Consider the following 16807-nt stretch of genomic DNA (forward strand, 5'->3'; position numbering starts at 1 on the left):
CCCTTGGCTGTTCGTTGCGTGGTTGTCAATTCTTGCCCCGTTTCGCACGCAGCCCGGCAAAGAAATCGACCCGTTTCTTCAACTCGCGCTCGAATCCGCGATCGACGGGAATGTAATAGACGCCGCGCTTCATGGTTTCGGGGAAATAGTTCTGGCCCGAAAACCCATCCTCTGCGTCATGGTCATAATCATAGCCCGCACCAAACCCCTGTTCCTTCATCAGTTTTGTGGGCGCATTCAGGATATGCGCCGGCGGCGGCTCTGACCCCGTCTTTTTCGCCGCCGCGACCGCCGCCTTGTAACCCACGTAGGCCGCATTGGATTTCGGCGCGAGAGCCAGATATGTCACCGCCTGGGCCAGTGCCAGTTCACCCTCGGGTGATCCTAACCGTTCGTAGGTTTCCCATGATTGCAGGCACACCGCCTGCGCCTGTGGGTCGGCCAGGCCAATATCCTCGACCGCCATTCGCGTGATGCGGCGTGCAAGGTATCGTGGGTCTTCGCCCCCTGCCAGCATGCGCGCGAACCAGTATAGGGCGGCATCCGGATCAGATCCGCGCACGGATTTATGCAATGCCGAAATCAGGTTGTAATGCTCATCCCCCGACTTGTCGTATTTCACAGCGCGCTTCATCAGCCGTTTGGTCAGATCATCGGTCGTCAACTTGCCGCCCGGTTTCCACGCCATGATCTGTTCGATCAGGTTCAGCAATGCCCGCCCGTCACCATCGGCCATCTCCAGCAGCGCATCACGCGCCGGGCCATCAAGCGGAAGGGTGCGGTCCAATTCCTTTTCGGCGCGCTGCGCCAATCGTTCCAGATCGGCCAGATCAAGGCGTTTCAGGACCAACACTTGCGACCGGCTCAGCACGGCGGCGTTCAATTCAAAGCTGGGGTTCTCAGTGGTGGCCCCCACCAGGAGGATTGTGCCATCCTCCATATACGGCAGGAACCCGTCCTGTTGCGCCTTGTTGAAACGGTGGATTTCATCGACGAACAACAGCGTCCCCTTGCCGTTCCGGCGGCGCATCTTGGCGGCCTCGAACACCTTGCGCAGTTCTGGCACGCCTGTGAATATCGCGCTGATCTGCATAAAATGCAGATCGGTTTCGTCGGCCAGCAGGCGGGCGATGGTCGTTTTGCCGACACCGGGCGGCCCCCAGAAAATCAGTGATGACAACGACCCGGACGCGAGCATCGCGCCCAAGGGCGCATCAGGGCCAAGCACCTGCTCCTGCCCAATCACATCGACCAGTTGAGCAGGCCGCAGACGGTCGGCCAGCGGGCGCGGGCCTGCCGGTGCATTGGGTGATGAGGTGTCGAACAGATCGGCCATTACAGAAACATATGCCTTGCGCAGAAAAGCGAAAGCCCCGCTGCATCAGCGGGGCTTTCAAAACCTTGCGGGCGATGCGCTTTAGTCTTCCAGCGCTTCGAATTCAGCCAGACGCGCCTTGTCGGCTGCACCCTTGGCATCGACGTCGCGATCAACAAATTCGATGATCGCCATCGGGGCCATGTCGCCATAACGGAAACCGGCCTTCATGATGCGGACATATCCGCCCTGACGGTCCTGATAGCGTGGGCCAAGAACGTCGAACAGCTTGGCCGTGTGCATTTCCTGCTTGAGCTGGGCATTGGCCTGACGGCGGGCGTGCAAATCGCCGCGCTTGCCGAGTGTGACCAGCTTTTCAACGATGCGGCGCAGTTCTTTGGCCTTCGGCAGCGTTGTCTTGATTTGTTCGTGTTCGATCAGGGAACCAGCCATGTTCGCGAACAGCGCCTTGCGGTGTTCGTGGGTCCGGTTCAGCTTGCGATAACCGCTTGCGTGACGCATTTTAAGTCTCCTAAAGGTTTATACTTTGTCCAACGGTCTGATGCGTGCCAGCCGTATTATTGGGGCGGAATTGCCCAGGGTCGTCATGGGAGGCGGGGTGTCCCCGCCCGCCCAAATCAAAACTGGTCTTCGAATTTCTTAGCCAGATCTTCGATGTTGTCCGGCGGCCAGTCCTCGACGTCCATGCCAAGATGCAGTCCCATGCCAGACAGCACTTCCTTGATCTCGTTCAAGGATTTGCGTCCAAAGTTTGGGGTGCGCAGCATTTCTGCCTCGGTTTTCTGGATAAGATCGCCGATATATACGATGTTGTCGTTCTTGAGGCAGTTTGCCGAACGCACGGACAGTTCCAGCTCGTCCACCTTTTTCAGCAGCAGCGGATTGAATTCGAGTCCGTCATCATCGGCACCGGCTGTCGCGCTTTCAGGTTCTTCGAAGTTAACGAAGATCGACAGTTGATCCTGCAGAATACGGGCGGCATAGGCCACTGCATCATCAGGTGTCAGTGACCCGTCGGTTTCGACCTTCATGGTCAGCTTGTCGTAGTCCAACACCTGACCTTCACGGGTAGGCTGTACGTCATAGCTGACTTTTTTGACCGGTGAATAGATCGCGTCGATCGACATCATGCCAATGGGCGCATCCTCGGGTTTGTTCTTGTCAGCCGAGACGTAACCCTTGCCGGTATTGACCGTCAGTTCCATGTACAGATCGGCACCTTCATCAAGGTGGCAGATCACGTGGTCCTTGTTCAGGATCTCGATGCCGGCAGTTTCCGAAATATCCGCAGCCGTCACGACACCGGGGCCTTTGGCCTGAACCGACAGACGCTTGGGGCCTTCGACTTCCATGCGGATCGCGACACCCTTGAGGTTCAGAACGATGTCGGTGACATCTTCACGCACGCCAGAAACGCTGGAAAATTCATGCAAGACGTTGTCAATCTGCACAGCCGTGATCGCGGCACCTTGCAGCGAAGACATCAGAATGCGCCGCAGCGCATTACCGAGCGTCAGGCCAAAGCCCCGCTCAAGTGGTTCGGCGACCACAGTCGCCTGACGCGCAGGGTCATTGCCCGGTTTCACGTCCAATTGTGTCGGCTTGATCAACTCAGCCCAATTCTTGTGGATCATGGTCCCTCCATTCCTGTTTGCCTTCATGTCCAAAAGACAAACGCCCGAGGTTAAAATGACGGATTGGGGCCGCGCAAAATTGCACGACCCCAAGACGTTTGGGTAAAAATCAGACGCGGCGACGCTTTGGCGGGCGGCAGCCGTTATGAGCCATCGGGGTCACGTCACGAATAGACGTGATGTTGAAACCGACAGCTGCCAAAGCACGCAGTGCACTTTCCCGACCGGAGCCGGGGCCCTGCACTTCGACTTCAATCGTCTTCACGCCGTGGTCTTGTGCCTTCTTGCCTGCGTCCTCTGCTGCCATCTGGGCAGCATAAGGTGTCGATTTACGCGACCCCTTGAAACCCATGGTGCCGGCAGACGACCATGCAATCGCGTTGCCCTGAACGTCGGAAATGAGAATTTTCGTGTTGTTGAAAGAAGAATTTACATGAGCAACGCCGGCGGCGATGTTCTTGGAGACCTTCTTTTTGGTGCGTTTTGGATCGCGAGCCATCTGTCAGTCTCCTTATTTCTTCTTGCCGGCAATGGCCTTTGCGGGGCCTTTGCGGGTGCGTGCGTTTGTGTGTGTCCGCTGACCGCGAACCGGCAGATTGCGGCGGTGACGCAGGCCACGATAGCAACCAAGGTCCATCAGGCGCTTGATGTTCATCTGCGTTTCACGACGCAAGTCGCCTTCGACGGTCAGATTCGCGTCGATATATTCGCGGATCGCCAGAACTTCCGCATCAGACAGTTGGTTCACACGGCGCGACATGTCGATCTTGACAGCTTCGCAGATTTCTTCGGCTTTGGCGTTGCCAATTCCGGTGATGTAGGTGAGGGCGATTGGAACCCGCTTTCCAGTGGGTATGTTTACGCCGGCAATACGTGCCACGTTTGCAATTCCTTTTCGTTGCGGGTCCGTCGTTCCAGACCCTTTTTTCACAACGCAAGCCCGAAACAAACTGTTCGGGCTCATGTCATCTGAAGGTGTTCAATGGTCTTGGGGGGGCGACCCCGCCACCAACGGTGATTCCCTTGCGGGATGGCGCTGTTTAGGGGGCATTGGCCGGATGGTCAAGCAAACCACTGCGCGGCGAAGAATTTTATCTCAAATGCTTCGCCGCGCAGAATTTTCGCGAAAATTCTTCTGCTTCAGTCCAGCGCCTTGGCGATGCTTGCCGCAACGTCTTCCATGCTGCCAAGCCCATCCACCGACACCAGATTGCCCTTGGCATAGTAATAGCCGATCAGCGGGCTGGTCTGCTTATAATAGGCCAAAAGGCGAGTGCGCAGGCTCTCTTCGTTATCGTCGGCCCGGCGCTGGAAATCGGATGCCCCACATTTGCTGCATTTGCCGTCAGAGGGGATCGGCTTGGTGATGTCATTATAGACCTCGCCGCAATTCGCGCATGTCGAACGGGCCGTGATCCTGGCAACCAACGCATCATCGTCGACCTGCATTTCGATCACACGATCAATGCTCTCGCCCATCTCATCCAGCAACCGGCCCAAGGCGTCTGCCTGAGCAAGTGTCCGGGGGAAGCCATCAAAGATGTATCCTCCAGGAGCCTTGTCACTTTCGAGCTGTTCCCGGATCAGGCCAATGACGATGTCATCGGTCACCAGATCGCCACGGTCCATCACTTCGGCGACGCGCTTGCCCATTTCAGTGCCGCTGGTCCGTGCGGCGCGCAGCATGTCACCGGTGCTCAGTTGCACCATGTTGCGGTCTTCCACCAGCTTGCGTGCCTGCGTTCCCTTGCCCGCCCCTGGCGGTCCCAGCAAAATAATATTCATCGACGCGATGGCCCCTTACGTTTTGCGCCACTCCGCTTGCCACGCAGCTGCGACTTTTCAATCAGACCCTCGTATTGATGCGCAACCAGATGCGACTGGATCTGCTGGATGGTATCCATACCCACAGACACGATGATCAGCACCGACGTCCCGCCAAAATAGAAAGGAATGGACAGTTCCGCCCGGATAATTTCCGGTAGCAAAGCCACCAGCGCCAGGTATCCAGAGCCGAGGACCAAGATACGGGTGACCACATAGTCAAGGTATTCCTGCGTCTTCTTGCCGGGGCGAATGCCGGGCACGAACCCGTTTTGATTCTTCAGGTTTTCGGCAACATCCTCCGTCTTGAAGGCAACTTCGCGTGTATAGAAATACGTGAAAAAGACGATCATGCTCCCAAAAAAGATCAGGTAAAGCGGCTGCCCGGGCCCAAAGAGCGCCAGGATCGTGGACATGAAAGGCCCGGATGTGCCCCCGCTGAACGTGCTGATCGTCGTAGGCAGCAGTAGCAGCGCAGAGGCAAAGATTGCAGGGATCACGCCAGCGGGGTTCACCTTGATCGGTAGGTGGCTCGTCGATCCATCATAGACCTTCATCCCGCGCTGCTGACGCGGATACTGGATATGGATCTTGCGCAGGCTGCGCTCCATGAACACGACGAACGTCAGCACGGCTGCGATCATGATCAGAATTCCGACCACCACCAGCGGGCTGATCGCCCCCGACCGGCCTTGTGACAAGAATTGAGCCATGGCGGCGGGGATCTCGGCGATGATGCCCACAAATATGATCAGCGAAATCCCGTTGCCGATCCCGCGCGCCGTAATCTGTTCGCCCAGCCACATCAGGAACATGGTGCCGCCAACAATGGTGATCACACAAGAGGCGCGGAAGAAGAAGCCGGGATCAGAGGCCAGACCGCCCGCCTCAAGGCTGACAGCCAGACCGTAAGCCTGCGCTGTGGCCAGCACCACGGTGCCATACCGGGTGTATTGGTTCAGCTTGCGGCGGCCTGCCTCGCCTTCTTTCTTGAGGTTTTTCAGCGGCTCCCACATGGCCCCCAACAACTGCATCACGATCGATGCAGAGATATACGGCATGATGCCCAGCGTAAAAATCGCCATCCGCGACAAGGCACCACCGGTAAACATCGACAGGATGCCACCGATCCCAGAGGCCGCTTCGTCCATGAATTGCTGCAAGGCAACGCCATCGATACCGGGCACGGGAATAAATGTGCCCAGCCGATAGATCATCAGAAGACCGATGGTGAATAGAATGCGCTGGCGCAATTCAGTTGCTTTGCCGAAGGCGCTCCAACTTACGTTGGCTGCCATTTGCTCTGCTGCAGAAGCCATAGGGGTCTCTTTTTATAAGAAACGCCGCCGAGCGGTTCCCCGATCAGCGGCGTTTGGGAAAACTTGAGTGGATATGTAAGCGACACATGCGCCGCTCACAAGGACTTACTCTGCCGCTGCCGGGGTCGCGACGTTTAGTGCGCCGCCTGCCTTGGCCACAGCCGCGACCGCACCTTTGGATGCGCCGGTCACTGTAATGTTGACTTTGGCGGTAAAATCACCCTTGGACAGCACACGAATGCCGTCTTTCTTGCGACGCACCAGACCGGACGCGATCAGTGCGTCCTCGGTGATGTCAGCCTTGGCGTCGATCTTGCCTTCGTCGATGAATTTCTGGATCAGGCCCAGGTTTACAACCGCGAAAGTCTTGCGGTTGATGTTGTTGAAGCCACGCTTTGGCAGACGTTGATACAGCGGCATCTGGCCACCTTCGTAACCCTTGATCGCCACGCCGGAACGGGATTTCTGGCCTTTGATACCACGGCCACCGGTCTTGCCCATGCCCGAACCCGGGCCGCGGCCGATACGCTTTTTGCGCTGGGTAGCACCGGGATTGTCGGAAAGTTCATTCAGTTTCATGTCGCTTCTCCTTTTGCCGGAATTGGCCCCCAGCGACGGGAGCGGCCAAACACGGCGTTACATCTGAGTCGGGGGGGAAACCCGGCCGACCAGCGGCGTATAGACGGGGCGCAGAAGATGGTCAAGAAAGCAAAGGCAATTGCGCGGCATGCTTTTGGCCCAGCCGCCCAAACACAAAAACGCCCCCAGTTTCCCGAGGGCGTCTGAATGCGTGAGCGAAGGTCCGGGTTAACCCCGACCCCGCCTTATTTACCCGCGCTCTTCGATGATCTCGACGAGGTGGGGGATGCTGCTGACCATGCCGCGCACGGAAGGTGTGTCTTCCAGCTCGCGGGTGCGGTGCATTTTGTTCAGACCCAGACCGATCAGCGTGGCACGCTGTTTTTCGGGGCGGCGGATGGGCGAACCAACCTGTTTGACGACGATCGTTTTTGCCATGGTTTAAGCCTCCTCGGCGACTTGTGCGGACGCTTCTGGTGCTTCGTCCCGCTTGGGCAGGATGTCAGCGACCTTCTTGCCGCGACGCTGGGCCACGTTGCGCGGTGACTGCTCTTTTTGCAGACCGTTCATTGTGGCGCGGATCATGTTGTATGGGTTCTGCGAGCCGATAGATTTGGAAACAACGTCCTGCACGCCCAGCATTTCGAAAACCGCACGCATTGGACCACCGGCGATGATACCGGTCCCGGCTGGCGCTGTGCGCATCACGACGCGGCCCGCACCATGGCGGCCTTCAATGTCGTGGTGAAGCGTCCGGCCGTCACGCAGGGCGACGCGGATCATCTGGCGCTTGGCTTGTTCAGTCGCCTTGCGGATCGCCTCGGGAACTTCCTTGGCTTTACCTTTGCCAAAGCCGACACGGCCTTTTTGGTCGCCAACAACGACGAGGGCAGCGAAGCCAAAGCGCTTACCACCCTTTACAGTTTTGGACACCCGGTTGATCGCGACCAGACGGTCAGCAAATTCGGGGGTCTGCTCTTCACGGTTGCGGCGTGGGCCGCGATTTTCACGTTCTGCCATGGATGGCGTCCTTTGTATTCGGCCCCTACGGGCGTTGTCCAATCGCGGTCGCACACGTAGCGCCGGATCATCGAAGCCGGGACAAAACCGGCCTACATGTGTCGTAGGGCGGGGTTTCCCCCGCCATACACTTAGATTTTCAAGCCACCTTCACGTGCAGCATCGGCCAAAGCCTTGATCTTGCCGTGAAAGAGGAAACCACCGCGGTCGAAGAAAGCAACCTCGACGCCGGCTTTCTTGGCGCGCTCTGCGATAGCAGCACCCACCTTGGTCGCGGCTTCGATGTTGTTCTTGCCAACCACACCCAGATCCTTTTCGAGCGACGAAGCGGATGCGATGGTCACACCGTTGACGTCGTCGATCAGCTGGACGCTGATGTTCTTGTTGGAGCGGTGAACCGACAAGCGCGCACGCCCTTGGTTGGCAGTTACGCCCCGCAGTTTGTTCCGAACGCGCATGCGGCGCTTCAGAAACAGTTGTCTCTTGCTGTTTGCCATGATCGCGTTCCTTACTTCTTCTTGCCTTCTTTGCGGAAGATGTATTCGCCTTTGTACTTGATACCCTTGCCTTTATAAGGCTCGGGCTTGCGCCATTCGCGGATATTTGCCGCGACCTGACCAACAAGTTGCTCGTCGATACCTTCCACAGTGATTTCGGTCTGCTTCGGTGACGTCACGGTGACGCCCTCTGGCACTTCGAAGTTCACATCATGGCTGTAACCCAGCGACAGCTTCAGGGTATTCCCCTGCATCTGCGCACGATAACCAACACCGGACAGTTCAAGTTCTTTCTTGAACCCTTCGGACACGCCATGCGCCAGGTTTGCGACCATTGTGCGGCTCATGCCCCACTGCTGGCGCGCGCGCTTGGATTTGCCGCGTGGCGTGACGGTGACAACGTTGCTGTCAACCGTGATGGTCACATCGTCGGTTGCTTTGAAGCTCCGGGTCCCTTTGGGGCCTTTCACTTCAACGGTTTGGCCCGACACGCTGGCAGTCACACCAGAGGGCAGCTCAACCGGTTTTTTCCCAATACGAGACATGATTTCTCCTTAGAATACAGTGCAGAGCACTTCGCCGCCAACATTGGCGCTACGTGCATTTGCATCCGACATCACACCCTTGGGGGTGGAGACAATCGACACACCCAGGCCCTGACGGACAGATGGGAGGTCATTAGCGGCCATATAGACGCGACGACCGGGTTTCGAGACCCGTTTCACTTCGCGAATGACAGGTGCGCCCTCGTAATATTTCAGTTCGATATTGAAAGCAGGGTGGCCGTCTTTGCCGTCCTTCTTCTCATAACCGCGAATGTAGCCTTCGTCAGCCAGCACATCCAGCACCCATGCACGCAGCTTGGACGCGGGTGTTTCCACCACGGCCTTGCCACGCATCTGGCCGTTGCGGATACGTGTCAGCATATCACCGATAGGATCGTTCATATCATATGCTCCTTACCAGCTCGACTTGACCATGCCGGGGATTTCGCCATTGGAACCAAGGTCCCGCAGCGCGATCCGGCTGATCTTGAGTTTACGGTAATAGGCGTGTGGACGCCCGGTGAGCTGGCAACGATTGTGCAGGCGTGTCGCGGAAGAGTTCCGCGGCAGTTCGGCCAGCTTCAAAGACGCCTTGAAGCGCTCTTCCACGGGCTTTTCCTTGTCGTTGATGATCGCCTTCAGTGCGGCACGCTTTTCAGCATACTGCGCCACCAGCTTTTCGCGCTTCTTTTCGCGCTCGATCATGGATTTCTTAGCCATATCTATCTCTCCCTGACGCTTAGCTGTTGAACGGCATGTTGAACGCTTTCAACAATGCCTTTGCTTCAGCGTCGGTTTTCGCTGTGGTGCAGATAACGATGTCCATGCCCCAGTTCTCATCGATCTTGTCGAAGTTGATCTCGGGGAACACCAGATGTTCCTTCAGGCCGGTGGCATAGTTGCCGCGACCATCAAAGGATTTGCCCGATACGCCGCGAAAATCGCGGATACGAGGCATAGCAACGGTGATCAGACGGTCCAGGAATTCATACATCCGGTCGCCGCGCAGAGTCACCTTTGCACCCAGAGGCATGTCTTCACGAACGCGGAAACCAGCGATGGATTTCTTTGCCTTCGTCGTCATTGCCTTCTGACCGGCGATTGTGGACAGATCTTCCTGGGCTGACTTGGCTTTCTTGCTGTCACGGACAGCCTCTGCGCCGCAGCCGATGTTCAGGACGATCTTGTCCAGCTTCGGGATCTGCATTTCGTTCTTGTAGCCGAATTCCTCTTTCAGGGCAGCACGGATGCTGTCCTTGTAAGCGGCCTTCAGACGGGGGGTATAGTTTGCAGCATCAAGCATCAGATCGCATCCCCTGTTGTCTTGGCGAAACGCACCTTGTTGTCGCCATCCACGCGGAAGCCGACACGGGTTGCCTTGCCGTTTGCATCAACAATGGCCAGGTTCGACAGTTGGATCGGCATCGCTTTTGGCGTGCGGCCCCCCTGGCTGGACTGGGATTGCTTTTCATGACGGATCGCGATGTTCACGCCGTCCACGATGGCCTTGCCGGACTTCGGATCAACCGAGGAGATTTCCCCGGTCTTGCCCTTGTCCTTGCCAGCCAGAACGATGACCTTGTCACCTTTGCGGAGTTTGGCAGCCATAGTTACAGCACCTCCGGAGCAAGCGAGATGATTTTCATGAAGTTCTTTGCGCGCAGCTCACGAACAACTGGCCCGAATATACGGGTGCCGATCGGCTCGTTGTTGTTGTTGAGGATCACGGCAGCGTTGCGATCAAAGCGGATCGCGGTGCCATCTTCACGGAATACTTCTTTGGCGGTGCGTACGACGACGGCCTTGCGGACGTCACCTTTCTTTACGCGACCACGTGGAATGGCTTCCTTCACCGATACGACGATAATGTCACCGACACTCGCGTAACGACGATGAGAGCCACCCAGAACCTTGATGCACTGAACACGGCGTGCGCCGCTGTTGTCAGCAACATCCAGATTGGTCTGCATCTGGATCATTTGGTTTCCTTCCGACCTTTGGGGAGTTTCCGATTTCCGACCGGAGCCCCAGGGTTTCGTTGATCAGGTTGTTCCCGCCTTAAGAGGCGATCACTTCCCAGCGTTTGGTTTTCGACTTCGGCGCACATTCCTGAATACGGACCTGGTCACCGACGTTGAAAGTGTTGTTTTCGTCGTGCGCACGATATTTCTTGGACTTACGCACTGTTTTCTGAAGCAGAGGGTGCTTGAAACGACGTTCGACCGACACGGTGACGGTCTGGGCGTTCTGGTTGCTTGTGACAACCCCGGCAAGGATACGCTTAGGCATAGGTTAAGCCTCCGATGCCGCAGCAGCGGCCTTTTCGTTCAGGATTGTCTTCACCTTGGCGGCGTTCCGGCGGGCGGCGCGCATCGCGGCAGTGTTTTCAAGCTGGCCGGTAGCCTGCTGAAAACGCAGGTTGAAGGCTTCTTTTTTGAGGTTCACCAGCTCTTCACGAAGCTGGTCGGGTGTCTTGTCCCGCAGTTCTTTGGCGTTCATGCCATTTTCCTTTTTCAACATCACCGGCAGGCCGCACAAAGGCGTGACCCGATTCCCGGTGGAGTGGGTGTAGAAGTGCGCCGTTTAGACCCCCTCGCGATACAAAGCAACCCCTTGTGAGGCAATGAATAGCGGTATTCAGATGTTCCGCTCGGCTGGCAGGCCGGCCAGCGCCCGGTCCTCCCAAGGGCTGAACGCGACCCTCTGCACTATACCTCTCCCGTCGGGCGGGATATGTAGACCCCATGACCCAGATCAAATCCCTCTTCGCGACCCGCCTTTATCATGCCAAGCTGTCTGAGCAGGGCCCCGTCGACCCGGCCGAGCTGGAAAACTCCTGTCTTGTAATCGCCGACGATGACGAGGCCGGACAGGACTGGTGCGAGGCGCAGGGCTATCCCGGATACACCTCTTATGCGTCCCTGACAGACCTGCCCTGGCGGTTCCCGATCTTTGCCGATCTGGTCCGCGTGTTGGACGCCCATGTCGCCGCCTTCGCCAAAGATCTGGAATTTGATCTGGGCGACAAGGCGTTAAAACTGGAAGACATCTGGATCAACATCCTGCCCCCCGGCGGCATCCACACCAGCCACATCCACCCCCATTCGGTGATCAGCGGCACGACTTATGTCGCCATGCCCGAAGGGGCGAGTGCGTTGAAACTGGAAGACCCCCGCCTGCCCATGATGATGGCCGCCCCCACGCGGGTCAAAGACGCACGCGAGGAATTGCGGCAGTTCATCTATGTGAAACCTGAAGTCGGAGACGTCCTATTGTGGGAAAGCTGGCTGCGCCACGAGGTCCCCATGAACATGGCCGAAGAGGACGAGCGGATCAGTGTGAGCTTTAATTATAGTTGGGGATAAAGCGCCGTAGGATGGGTGATGTCACCCATCCGCAGAATAACTCATTATTTTCTGATATATAATAGAAAAGCCCCCGCCGATCACTCAGCGGGGGCTTTTTTGTCTCTACCGGGTCGGGCCGCAATTGGCTGCGCCAATCGCTTACCCCTCCTCAGAGAAGATTTACCAATCTTCTCTGACGACGGTCCGTGTCTTGATCGGCAGCTTCATCGCGGCAAGGCGCAGGGCCTCGCGGGCGATGTCTTCGTTGACGCCGTCGATTTCGAACATCACGCGACCGGGCTTGACCTTGCAGGCCCAGAAGTCGATCGAACCCTTACCTTTACCCATACGTACTTCGACGGGCTTGGAGGTGACAGGCGTATCCGGGAAAATCCGGATCCAGACGCGGCCTTGACGCTTCATGTGCCGCGTCATGGCACGACGTGCGGCTTCGATCTGGCGTGCGGTGATCCGCTCTGGCTCGATCGCTTTCAGGCCGTAAGTGCCAAAGTTCAGGTCAGACCCGCCCTTGGCTTCGCCCCGAATGCGGCCTTTGTGCAGCTTGCGGTGTTTTGTGCGCTTTGGTTGTAGCATCTATCCCGCCCCTTATCTACGGCCAGCGCCGCGAGGGATGGAACCCTCTTGCAGCTCGGCATGTTTACGGTCGTGCGCTGATGGGTCATGCTCCATGATCTCACCTTTGTAGATGAAGACCTTGATGCCGATGATCCCATAGGGTGTCATCGCCTCGTATAGCGCATAGTCGATGTCGGCCCGCAGCGTATGCAGCGGCACGCGGCCTTCGCGGTACCATTCAGTCCGTGCGATTTCAGCACCGCCCAGACGACCGGCAAGGTTGACCCGGATCCCCAGGGCACCCATGCGCATCGCATTCTGAACAGAGCGCTTCATCGCGCGGCGGAAAGATACCCGACGCTCAAGCTGCTGACCAATGGATTCAGCAACCAGTGCTGCGTCCAGTTCGGGCTTGCGAACCTCAACGATGTTCAGGTGCAGTTCCGATTTGGTCAGGTTCGCAAGCTTCTTGCGCAGGGTTTCGATGTCTGCGCCTTTCTTGCCGATGATGACACCGGGGCGGGCTGCGTGGATCGTGACGCGGCACTTTTTGTGCGGACGTTCGATGATCACGCGGCTGATGCCGGCTTGCTTGGCTTCTTCGCGGATAAAGGCCTTGATCTTGAGGTCTTCCAACAGCAGATCGCCATAGTCCTTGGTATTCGCGAACCAACGGCTGTCCCAGGTGCGGTTGACCTGAAGACGCATCCCGATAGGGTTTACTTTGTTACCCATTATGATTGCTCCTCAACTTGACGCACCTTGATGGTCAGTTCCGAAAACGGCTTGACGATCTTGCCAAAACGGCCACGGGCCCGGGGGCGTCCGCGTTTCATGATCAGGTTCTTGCCGACATAAGCCTCGGCGACGACCAGTTCATCGACGTCAAGGTTGTGGTTGTTTTCCGCGTTGGCAATGGCCGACTGCAGGCATTTCTTCACATCGTCCGAAATACGCTTTTTGCTGAAGGTCAGGTCTGTCAGGGCCTTTTCCACCTTTTTGCCACGGATCATCGCGGCAACCAGGTTCAGCTTTTGCGGGGACGTGCGCAGCATGCGCAGTTTTGCCATCGCTTCGTTGTCAGCCACGCGGCGGGGATTTTTATCCTTGCTCATGACTTATTTCCGCTTCGCTTTTTTATCTGCTGCATGACCATAATAGGTGCGGGTCGGCGAATATTCACCAAACTTCTGACCGATCATGTCTTCAGAGATGTTGACGGGGATATGCTTCTTGCCGTTGTAGACCCCAAAGGTCAGGCCAACGAACTGAGGCAGGATTGTTGAACGGCGCGACCAGATCTTGATCACTTCGTTGCGGCCGCTTTCGCGCGACGCTTCTGCCTTTTTCAAGACATAGGCATCCACGAATGGGCCTTTCCATACGGAACGAGCCATAATTAACGACCCTTCTTCTTGGCATGACGCGAACGGACGATAAGCCGCTGCGATGCTTTGTTCTTGTTACGTGTCCGCTTGCCCTTGGTATCTTTACCCCAAGGTGTCACGGGCGTCCGACCACCGGATGTCCGGCCTTCACCACCACCGTGGGGGTGGTCGATCGGGTTCATCGCGACACCACGGACCGACGGGCGTACGCCGTAATGGCGCATCCGGCCAGCCTTGCCGAGGTTCTGGTTGGAATTGTCGGGGTTCGACACGGCACCGACGGTGGCCATGCATTCCTGACGGACCAGACGCAGTTCACCGGATGACAGGCGCACCTGCGCGTAGCCACCATCACGACCGACGAACTGGGCGTAGGTGCCGGCAGCGCGGGCGATCTGGCCGCCCTTGCCTGGCTTCAGCTCGATGTTGTGAACGATGGTACCGATGGGCATGCCGCTGAACGGCATTGCGTTGCCCGGCTTGATGTCAGCCTTGGCCGACGCGATGATCTTGTCACCGATGGCCAGACGCTGTGGCGCCAGGATGTAGGTTTGTGTGCCGTCTTCGTACTGGATCAGCGCGATGAATGCGGTGCGGTTCGGGTCATATTCGATACGCGCGACAACAGCGGACATGTCCAGCTTGTTGCGCTTGAAATCGACGATGCGGTAAAGACGCTTTGCGCCCCCACCAATACGACGCATGGTGATCCGTCCGGTGTTGTTCCGTCCGCCCGACTTGGTCAAACCCTCTGTGAGGGCCTTGACAGGGCGTCCTTTCCAAAGCTCCGAACGGTCGATCAGCACCAGCCCACGCTGGCCCGGCGTCGTCGGTTTGTACGACTTGAGTGCCATGTTAGCTTCTTCCGTTTGCTTGGCGGGTTCTTGCGAACCCTGATGTTAAAGGCCCCCGAAGGTGCCCGATGGTATAAAGCACAGCACCCCGGACGAATCCGGGGTGGGTGTGAATGGTGGGCGTATAGCGGGGGATGGGTGGGGTGTCTAGGGGCTGGAGGTGGATTCCACTGGTCAAGTCCGCACGTTGATCTACTGAGACTAGTGGCCCAGTATCAATTTAAGGTCATCAGCGACACATCCATCTGTTTCAAAACGAAATAGCTCCTGAGGTGATCTTCCGTATACTTCATGTACCAATGACTTCAGTTGCTTCAATAGTTTCTTGCCTTTGATGGAACCAGCATAGTGGTAGTCCAACTCATCTTTTGCGGCTTCGTGAGTGGGCGTTCCTGAGCCGCCACCGTAAAACTTCTCATTCTTGTTTAATTGTGATCGTTTCGCTTGAAAAGTCTTGGAATCATAAGTTTTTTTCCATGCCTCCGATAAGAGATCTTCAGCTTGTTCTTCTGTCAGCGAGAGGCACTGGCGCAGATGGTCTCGGTCACACAAGTAACCCTCTAGGTCTGAAGGGGCCGTGATCCACAGTTCGCATTCGCTCCCCAGGAACTTGCTCCTGAGCTTCTCCCTTTCAGCCTCAATCATGAAATCGGCATCTCGATGAACAATCAGCTTCGAAATCCCAAGCATCGCCTTCAGCGCCTTCGCTCCATCGGCGGTCGGCAGGTTTTCGTTACCAAATACTGGCCAGATGGCTGTCTTTTTGCCATGCTCAGGCCATTGATCTACTAGTGACTGCAGAAGTGGGGTGTTTTGATCCTCAGTTATTATGAGAACGGATTTGTCGAGCAAGCCCCATCCCATCTTTGCTCGGATGGCCTTCTCATCGGTGGCTACACCACCATCGGACAGCCACGCCAAGTTAACGCTTTGGGAAGCAGTTCGTATCACGTGAGGGCTATGAGTGGTAAGGATAACTTGTGTTTCATAAACAGAGGCAGCGTCCTCAATCGTTCGAATTAGCTTTTCCTGCCTATCGGGATGCAAATGTGCATCTGGTTCATCAATTAGCAGGATAGATGGCCTAAAAAGAAACAGATAGGAGAATATTTGGATTACCTGCAATACGCCGGTACCTGCCAACTCAAGCGGAGCCCAACAGTCATCTCCCATTTTTTCAGTTTTGATCAACGCCTGAATATCAAAATGATCGCCTTCTTCGAAGGTGATATCCAGTTTTGTTGGGCCGAGAACCTTCGACACCCAAGCCTCTAATAAGCGAAGGTCTTCATTGGCTGCACTTTGGATGAGCAGCAATATATTCCTCAGAACGCTATTCGCGTCGCCACTAGCAGCACTTCGAAAAACGGGTTGCCTACTCTTCTTTTCTTCACTCGACGGAATGCCCGCAAGGCCTGGAATGTAGGCAGTGAATGGCTTCTTTCGGTTAGAGAGTTCAGAATACAACTTTGAGGGAAGTTTGTTTTCCTGCCTGAGGTCAATCTGGATGGCGTCATTTCTACCGCGTTTTATGGGGATTACACCGGTGCGGATTTTTTCGTCGTCATCATCGGCCTCTGTCTCAAGTGTTACAAAGACAGATATGTTTTCTTGATCACCTCTTCCTTCGCGTAGTTCCTTATTGTGACCAACCACCTTCGCATCAAGTGTCGGAAAATAGTCAAGTGATTGGACAGCAACACTTCGTGCCTGGTTATTTTGTATTTTGCTGTCAGCAATACAACGACAGGCCCAGTGTAATGCCTGCAAAAACGATGACTTTCCAGAACTATTCTGGCCAACAAGTATGGTCACGTTTGCCAGTTCGACTCGAGCTTTTTCAATAGCCTTGAGATTTTCCACTGTGACAGCGTGAAGTCTCAAGCAA

26 protein-coding genes are annotated in these 16807 nt (G+C 56.3%); 1 reads left to right on the plus strand and 25 read right to left on the minus strand.

Going from position 1 to position 16807, the window contains the following annotated elements; all coding sequences use genetic code 11:
• Positions 1-25 precede the first annotated feature (25 nt).
• The 19 genes from ACTG4B_RS04165 to rpmC all read right to left on the minus strand — a co-directional run bounded on the left by ACTG4B_RS04165 (position 26) and on the right by rpmC (position 11253).
• Entirely contained in the window at positions 26-1336 is a 1311-nt protein-coding gene (locus ACTG4B_RS04165; protein ID WP_439154427.1) for a replication-associated recombination protein A, read from the minus strand.
• An 81-nt stretch (positions 1337-1417) separates the two neighbouring features.
• On the minus strand, positions 1418-1837 hold the full coding sequence (rplQ, locus tag ACTG4B_RS04170; RefSeq protein WP_439154428.1) for a 50S ribosomal protein L17: 420 nt from the start codon (positions 1835-1837) through the stop codon (positions 1418-1420).
• 116 nt (positions 1838-1953) lie between these two features.
• Complete coding sequence (locus tag ACTG4B_RS04175; RefSeq protein WP_439154429.1) at positions 1954-2970, minus strand: DNA-directed RNA polymerase subunit alpha; 1017 nt, start codon at positions 2968-2970, stop codon at positions 1954-1956.
• Positions 2971-3079: 109 nt separating this feature from the next.
• On the minus strand, positions 3080-3469 hold the full coding sequence (rpsK, locus tag ACTG4B_RS04180) for a 30S ribosomal protein S11 (RefSeq protein WP_439154430.1): 390 nt from the start codon (positions 3467-3469) through the stop codon (positions 3080-3082).
• 12 nt (positions 3470-3481) lie between these two features.
• A complete protein-coding gene (gene rpsM / locus ACTG4B_RS04185; RefSeq protein WP_439154431.1) occupies positions 3482-3850 on the minus strand; it encodes a 30S ribosomal protein S13 in 369 nt (122 codons plus the stop codon).
• A 260-nt stretch (positions 3851-4110) separates the two neighbouring features.
• Complete coding sequence (locus ACTG4B_RS04190; protein WP_439154432.1) at positions 4111-4755, minus strand: adenylate kinase; 645 nt, start codon at positions 4753-4755, stop codon at positions 4111-4113.
• Positions 4752-6092: a preprotein translocase subunit SecY gene (secY, locus tag ACTG4B_RS04195; protein ID WP_439154433.1), complete on the minus strand. Its 1341-nt coding sequence runs from the start codon at positions 6090-6092 to the stop codon at positions 4752-4754. Before secY ends, ACTG4B_RS04190 begins: the two co-directional genes overlap by 4 nt.
• A 126-nt stretch (positions 6093-6218) precedes the next feature.
• Complete coding sequence (gene rplO, locus ACTG4B_RS04200) at positions 6219-6692, minus strand: 50S ribosomal protein L15 (RefSeq protein ID WP_439154434.1); 474 nt, start codon at positions 6690-6692, stop codon at positions 6219-6221.
• A gap of 249 nt (positions 6693-6941) precedes the next feature.
• A complete protein-coding gene (gene rpmD, locus ACTG4B_RS04205; RefSeq protein ID WP_439154435.1) occupies positions 6942-7130 on the minus strand; it encodes a 50S ribosomal protein L30 in 189 nt (62 codons plus the stop codon).
• A gap of 3 nt (positions 7131-7133) precedes the next feature.
• Positions 7134-7712: a 30S ribosomal protein S5 gene (gene rpsE / locus ACTG4B_RS04210; RefSeq protein WP_439154436.1), complete on the minus strand. Its 579-nt coding sequence runs from the start codon at positions 7710-7712 to the stop codon at positions 7134-7136.
• 131 nt (positions 7713-7843) lie between these two features.
• Positions 7844-8209: a 50S ribosomal protein L18 gene (rplR, locus tag ACTG4B_RS04215; protein WP_439154437.1), complete on the minus strand. Its 366-nt coding sequence runs from the start codon at positions 8207-8209 to the stop codon at positions 7844-7846.
• A gap of 11 nt (positions 8210-8220) precedes the next feature.
• Entirely contained in the window at positions 8221-8754 is a 534-nt protein-coding gene (gene rplF, locus ACTG4B_RS04220) for a 50S ribosomal protein L6 (RefSeq protein WP_439154438.1), read from the minus strand.
• A 9-nt stretch (positions 8755-8763) separates the two neighbouring features.
• Positions 8764-9156, minus strand: a complete 393-nt coding sequence (rpsH, locus tag ACTG4B_RS04225) for a 30S ribosomal protein S8 (RefSeq protein ID WP_439154439.1) — start codon at positions 9154-9156, stop codon at positions 8764-8766.
• Positions 9157-9168: 12 nt separating this feature from the next.
• The gene (gene rpsN / locus ACTG4B_RS04230) at positions 9169-9474 is read right to left on the minus strand and encodes a 30S ribosomal protein S14 (protein WP_439154440.1); all 306 of its coding nucleotides are present in this window, start codon (positions 9472-9474) and stop codon (positions 9169-9171) included.
• 19 nt (positions 9475-9493) lie between these two features.
• Positions 9494-10057 carry a 50S ribosomal protein L5 gene (gene rplE, locus ACTG4B_RS04235; protein ID WP_439154441.1) on the minus strand — a complete coding sequence of 188 codons (564 nt, stop codon included), beginning with the start codon at positions 10055-10057 and terminating at the stop codon, positions 9494-9496.
• The gene (gene rplX, locus ACTG4B_RS04240) at positions 10057-10362 is read right to left on the minus strand and encodes a 50S ribosomal protein L24 (protein ID WP_439154442.1); all 306 of its coding nucleotides are present in this window, start codon (positions 10360-10362) and stop codon (positions 10057-10059) included. Before rplX ends, rplE begins: the two co-directional genes overlap by 1 nt.
• A gap of 2 nt (positions 10363-10364) precedes the next feature.
• The gene (gene rplN, locus ACTG4B_RS04245) at positions 10365-10733 is read right to left on the minus strand and encodes a 50S ribosomal protein L14 (protein WP_439154443.1); all 369 of its coding nucleotides are present in this window, start codon (positions 10731-10733) and stop codon (positions 10365-10367) included.
• A 79-nt stretch (positions 10734-10812) separates the two neighbouring features.
• Positions 10813-11043 (minus strand): 30S ribosomal protein S17, encoded by a 231-nt coding sequence (gene rpsQ, locus ACTG4B_RS04250; RefSeq protein WP_439154444.1) that lies wholly within the window; start codon positions 11041-11043, stop codon positions 10813-10815.
• 3 nt (positions 11044-11046) lie between these two features.
• Complete coding sequence (rpmC, locus tag ACTG4B_RS04255; RefSeq protein ID WP_439154445.1) at positions 11047-11253, minus strand: 50S ribosomal protein L29; 207 nt, start codon at positions 11251-11253, stop codon at positions 11047-11049.
• 245 nt (positions 11254-11498) lie between these two features.
• Here rpmC and ACTG4B_RS04260 point away from each other — a divergent pair, with 245 nt between their 5' ends.
• Positions 11499-12119, plus strand: coding sequence for a TIGR02466 family protein (locus ACTG4B_RS04260; RefSeq protein WP_439154446.1), 621 nt, complete (start codon positions 11499-11501; stop codon positions 12117-12119).
• Positions 12120-12281: 162 nt separating this feature from the next.
• On the opposite strand, the gene rplP is transcribed toward ACTG4B_RS04260, so the two are convergent.
• From rplP to ACTG4B_RS04290, 6 genes are all read right to left on the minus strand, one after another.
• Entirely contained in the window at positions 12282-12695 is a 414-nt protein-coding gene (gene rplP, locus ACTG4B_RS04265) for a 50S ribosomal protein L16 (RefSeq protein ID WP_106358387.1), read from the minus strand.
• Positions 12696-12707: 12 nt separating this feature from the next.
• Entirely contained in the window at positions 12708-13412 is a 705-nt protein-coding gene (rpsC, locus tag ACTG4B_RS04270; protein ID WP_439154447.1) for a 30S ribosomal protein S3, read from the minus strand.
• Entirely contained in the window at positions 13412-13792 is a 381-nt protein-coding gene (rplV, locus tag ACTG4B_RS04275) for a 50S ribosomal protein L22 (RefSeq protein WP_296376880.1), read from the minus strand. The genes rpsC and rplV overlap by 1 nt, the downstream gene beginning before the upstream one ends.
• A gap of 3 nt (positions 13793-13795) precedes the next feature.
• Entirely contained in the window at positions 13796-14074 is a 279-nt protein-coding gene (rpsS, locus tag ACTG4B_RS04280) for a 30S ribosomal protein S19 (protein WP_439154448.1), read from the minus strand.
• A gap of 2 nt (positions 14075-14076) precedes the next feature.
• On the minus strand, positions 14077-14919 hold the full coding sequence (rplB, locus tag ACTG4B_RS04285) for a 50S ribosomal protein L2 (RefSeq protein WP_439154449.1): 843 nt from the start codon (positions 14917-14919) through the stop codon (positions 14077-14079).
• A 201-nt stretch (positions 14920-15120) separates the two neighbouring features.
• Positions 15121-16807, minus strand: a 1687-nt coding sequence (locus tag ACTG4B_RS04290) for an AAA family ATPase (protein WP_439154450.1), incomplete at its 5' end; no start/stop codon positions are given.

Source organism: Yoonia sp. (assembly GCF_965660735.1).
Classification (GTDB): domain Bacteria; phylum Pseudomonadota; class Alphaproteobacteria; order Rhodobacterales; family Rhodobacteraceae; genus Yoonia.